Annotated in this window: 4 protein-coding genes; all 4 read left to right on the plus strand. The window is 70.3% G+C overall.

Annotated elements, in window-relative coordinates; translation table 11 throughout:
• Positions 1-175: 175 nt before the first annotated feature.
• The 4 genes from RWO82_RS15105 (at position 176) to RWO82_RS15120 (ending at position 4,519) form a co-directional block, all read left to right on the plus strand.
• Positions 176-913, plus strand: a complete 738-nt coding sequence (locus tag RWO82_RS15105) for a DUF1684 domain-containing protein (RefSeq protein ID WP_314428351.1) — start codon at positions 176-178, stop codon at positions 911-913.
• Positions 914-961: 48 nt separating this feature from the next.
• Positions 962-2,011, plus strand: a complete 1,050-nt coding sequence (locus tag RWO82_RS15110; RefSeq protein WP_314428352.1) for a lipoyl protein ligase domain-containing protein — start codon at positions 962-964, stop codon at positions 2,009-2,011.
• On the plus strand, positions 1,990-2,943 hold the full coding sequence (locus tag RWO82_RS15115) for a site-specific DNA-methyltransferase (protein WP_314428353.1): 954 nt from the start codon (positions 1,990-1,992) through the stop codon (positions 2,941-2,943). The genes RWO82_RS15110 and RWO82_RS15115 overlap by 22 nt, the downstream gene beginning before the upstream one ends.
• A 97-nt stretch (positions 2,944-3,040) precedes the next feature.
• Positions 3,041-4,519, plus strand: coding sequence for a carboxylesterase family protein (locus tag RWO82_RS15120; protein WP_314428354.1), 1,479 nt, complete (start codon positions 3,041-3,043; stop codon positions 4,517-4,519).
• Positions 4,520-4,529 lie beyond the last annotated feature (10 nt).

The raw sequence follows: 4,529 nt of genomic DNA on the forward strand, positions 1-4,529 counted from the left end.
GGACCGCGTTTCGTCTCGGTCGGCTTCGCCGTCCTCGCTCAACGACCGGAGGGGGCATCGCGCGTCGGCGTGTTACGTCGGATGAACGCCCGTGACAGCGGGTGAATCCGCGTGACGTCATCTCGGCATATCGACCGTCTCTCCGCATAGATTCGCGGCGAGAGGGAGGTGCGAGGTGGGATTCGAAGACGACTGGCGGGCCTGGCACGAATCGCGCGAGCGCTATGCCGGAGCCGAGTACGGCCCCGCCGCGCTCGAATCCACGAACTGGCTCATCACAGAACCCGCCGCCGTGGAGGGAGTGCCGGGGCTCTGGGCTCGGACGGACGACGGCGCCATCCGCGGCAGCGACCTCGGGGTGGGCGGTTCCGTCATCACGCTGCGCGGAGCGGAGACGCTGAGGCTCGGCCGGCGTGAACTGCGGGTCTTCGACAGGCGAGGGGCGGTGGCGCTGCGCGTGTTCAACCCCCGGCGCCGTGAGCGAGAGCACTTCAGCGCGATCGACGCGTATCCGCCGCGGCAGGGCTGGCGGATCCCGGCATCCTTCGAGCCCACCCCCGGCGAGCGCATCACGGTCACGACGATCGACGGACAGGCGACCGAGTCCGAGCTCGCGGGGCGTCTGCATTTCGCGCTCGACGGCAACCCGCTGACGCTGCACGCGACCCGCACCCCTCAGGGAGGTCTGACGGCGGTGTTCGCCGACGGGACGAACGGCATCGAAACGTATCGGTTCCGGTTCCTCCCGATCGACGAGCCCGACCCCGACGGATCCGCGATCGTCGACTTCAACCGTGCCTACCTCCCGCCCTGCGCGTTCTCAGATCAGTACCTGTGCCCGCAGCCGCCGAACGGCAACCGATACTCGCTGCCGATCCGTGCCGGCGAGCGCGCCGTCGTCTTCGGCGGGTGACGGACGATCATCGGTCGTCACGGGCACTGCGCGCCTTAAGCTGTAACCGTGCACGGTGAATACAAGGTTCCAGGCGGAAAGCTCGTCGTCGTCGATCTCGATGTCGAGGACGGCAGGATCGCCCGATTCCGGCTCGCCGGCGACTTCTTCCTGGAGCCCGACACGGCTCTCGCAGACATCGATGCCGCGGTCACGGGACTGCCCGTCGAATCCGATGCCACAGCGATCGCCGCGGCCGTGCGCGGAGCATTGCCCGAGGGGGCGCAGCTGCTCGGCTTCACGCCCGAGGCGGTGGGAACCGCAGTGCGTCGCGCTCTCGTCACGGCGCCGGGCTGGGGCGATTTCGACTGGGAGATCGTGCACGACGCGGCGGTGTCGCCCCGCATGAACCTCGCCCTCGACGAGGTGCTCACCTCCCGTGTCGGTGAAGGGCGCCGCCGTCCGACGCTGCGCATCTGGGAGTGGGACCAGTCCGCCGTCGTGATCGGGTCGTTCCAGTCGTACCGCAACGAGGTCGACCCCGAGGGTGCGCAGCGCCACGGCTTCGACGTCGTCCGCCGCATCTCGGGCGGCGGAGCGATGCTCATGGCCGCCGGTCAGATCATCACGTACTCGCTCTATGTGCCGGCGTCGCTCGTGCAGGGCATGACGTTCGCCGACTCCTACGCGTTCCTCGACGACTGGGTGCTGCAGGCGCTGCGCTCGCTCGGCATCGATGCGATCTACCAGCCGCTCAACGACATCGCGAGCTCGTCGGGCAAGATCGGCGGAGCCGCGCAGAAGCGGCTCGCCAACGGGGGAGTGCTGCACCACGCGACGCTCTCGTACGACATCGACGGTCAGACGATGACCGAGGTGCTGCGCATCGGCCGCGAGAAGCTCAGCGACAAGGGCACCACCTCGGCCGCCAAGCGCGTCGACCCGCTGCGCAGCCAGACCGGCCTCTCGCGCGCCGAGATCATCGAGCGCTTCATCGACACGTTCCGCGCGCTCACCTCGGCGGAGGACGGCACCGTCACCGCTGACGAGTACGCCGATGCCGAGGCGCTGGTGGAGTCGAAGTTCGCCACCGACGCATGGCTGCACCGGGTTCCGTGATCGACGATCCGGGTGCTCTCGTCCCCGGGTCCGTCTCGATCATCCAGGGCGACAATCTCGCGGTCGCGGCGACGCTGCCCTCGGCATCCTTCACGCTCGTGTACCTCGACCCGCCGTTCAACACGGGGCGGGCGCAGGAGCGACAGGTGGTCACCGCGCGACGCACGTTCGCGACGGCGCACGAGACGGATGCCGAGGGCACGCCGCTCGTGGTGAGCGTCGGCACCGAGGCGTCGGCGCCCGCCGAGGTGCGCCACGGGTTCCACGGACATGCGTACGAGCGGGTGCGCGGCATGCTGCGCACGTATGACGACCGGTTCGACGACTACGGGGCCTTCCTCATGCCGCGCCTGGAAGAGGCGTGGCGACTGCTCGCCGACGACGGCACGCTGTACCTGCACCTCGACTATCGCGAGGCGCACTACGCCAAGGTCATGCTCGACGCGGTGTTCGGTCGCGACTGCTTCCTGAACGAGCTGATCTGGGCCTACGACTACGGTGCGAAGTCGCGGCGGCGCTGGCCGACCAAGCACGACACGATCCTCGTGTACGTCAAGAACCCGCGGGAGTACGTGTTCAACAGCGACGACGTCGACCGAGAGCCGTACATGGCGCCCGGTCTCGTCACCGCCGAGAAGGCCGCCCGCGGCAAGCTGCCCACCGACGTGTGGTGGCACACGATCGTGCCGACCACCGGGCGCGAGAAGACCGGATACCCGACGCAGAAGCCCGAGGGCATCCTGCGCCGTATCGTGCGGGCATCCAGCCGCCCCGGCGACCGCGTGCTCGACCTCTTCGCGGGCAGCGGCACGACCGGAGCCGTCGCCTCCGCGCTCGGGCGCGAGGCCGTGCTCGTCGACGACAACCCCGAAGCGGTGCGGGTGATGACCGAGCGGATGCCGCACGCTACGGCGTCGCGGTTCCCGGCGTGATCCTGCGGGCTCTGCGACCGGAGCCGCGCCGCCTCGCGCCGTGCCTGAGGTCGCAGACCGGTGCGGGGATCAGGCTCGTCGTGGGAGTCTGTGTGTGATGAGTGACTACGTCGAGGTGCAGACCGCCGCAGGCCGCGTCCGGGGGCGGTGGCGCCCGGGCCCACAGGATCGGGGTGCCTCGAGGTCGGCCGCGTTTCTCGGCATCCCGTTCGCCGAGCCGCCCGTCGGCGAACGGCGGTTCGCGGCACCCGTGCCCCATGCGGCATGGGAGGGAGTGCGTGATGCCCTGGCTCACGGGGCGACCGCGCAGCGCGGCGATCAAGGCGAGACCCTCATTCCCGAGCCGAGCGTCGCCGGCGAATCGACTCTCAACGTCAACGTCTTCACGCCCTCTCCGGGCCCCGACCCCGCCGCCGCGGGACTGCCGGTGCTCGTCTGGATCCACGGCGGCGGATTCACGTCCGGATCGCCTGCCAGCCCCTGGTACGACGGTCGCAGCTTCACCCGCGACGGCGTGGTCACCGTGACGATCTCGTACCGACTGGGCTTCGAAGGTTTCGGCTGGATCGACGGTGCCCCGTCGAACCGCGGCGTGCGCGACTGGCTGCTGGCGCTCGAATGGGTTCAGCAGAACATCGCCGCGTTCGGCGGAGATCCCGCGCGCGTGACGATCGCCGGGCAGTCCGCGGGTGGCGGGGCCGTTCTCACCCTGCTCGGGATGCCAGCCGCGCAGCACCTGTTCCACGGGGTGTACGCGATCTCCGCGGCGCTCACGGATGTCGCACCCGGGCGGTCGGAGGCGTTCGCCCGTGCGCTCGCCGCGTCGGCAGGGGTCGAGCCGACCGTGAGCGGCTTCGGCGGTGTCGACGAGCACCATCTGCTCGACCTGCAGAAGAACGCGACACGCCTGAGCCCCCGCGGCATCGCGACCCTCGTCGACGTGGGGCTGCCACTCGGCCCCGTGGTCGACGGCGACCTCATCCCGCGTCCGACGAGAGAATCCCTGCGCGCCGGCATCGGGGCCGACAAACCGCTCGTGATCGGGGCCACCGACGACGAGTTCACGATGGTCTTCGGCGGGGCCGCCGCGAAGGCGCTGCGCTGGGTGCCTCGCACAGTGCTGCTGAACCGCCTCGGGCTGCCGAAGAGCATCCGCGCCGACTACCTCGCCGACAACGCCGACATCGTGCGCCTCGGCTCGTCGCGCCTCGCCGGCCGAGTGCTCACCGACCGCATGTTCCGTGCCGGCGTACTGCGCGTCGCGGCCGACCGCGGTGACGCGCCCACGTGGGTGTATCGGTTCTCCTGGCCGTCGGGGCGCTTCGGGTACGCCGAGCACTGCCTCGATGTGCCGTTCTTCTTCGACTGCCTCGACGGCCCGTCGATGCAGGCTCTGGCCGGACCGAACCCGCCGCAGCAGCTCGCCGACGAGGTGCACGGCGCCGCGGTGGCCTTCGTCGTCTCAGGCGACCCCGGCTGGCCGACGCACGAGGGCGATGACGGCATCGTGCGCGTGTACGACGTGCCGACCCGCGACGTCGCCGACGCGTATCGGTCGGTGCGCGCCCTGGTCTGACCTGCGTCGG

The sequence above is a fragment of the uncultured Microbacterium sp. genome, assembly GCF_963521645.1.
Classification (GTDB): domain Bacteria; phylum Actinomycetota; class Actinomycetes; order Actinomycetales; family Microbacteriaceae; genus Microbacterium.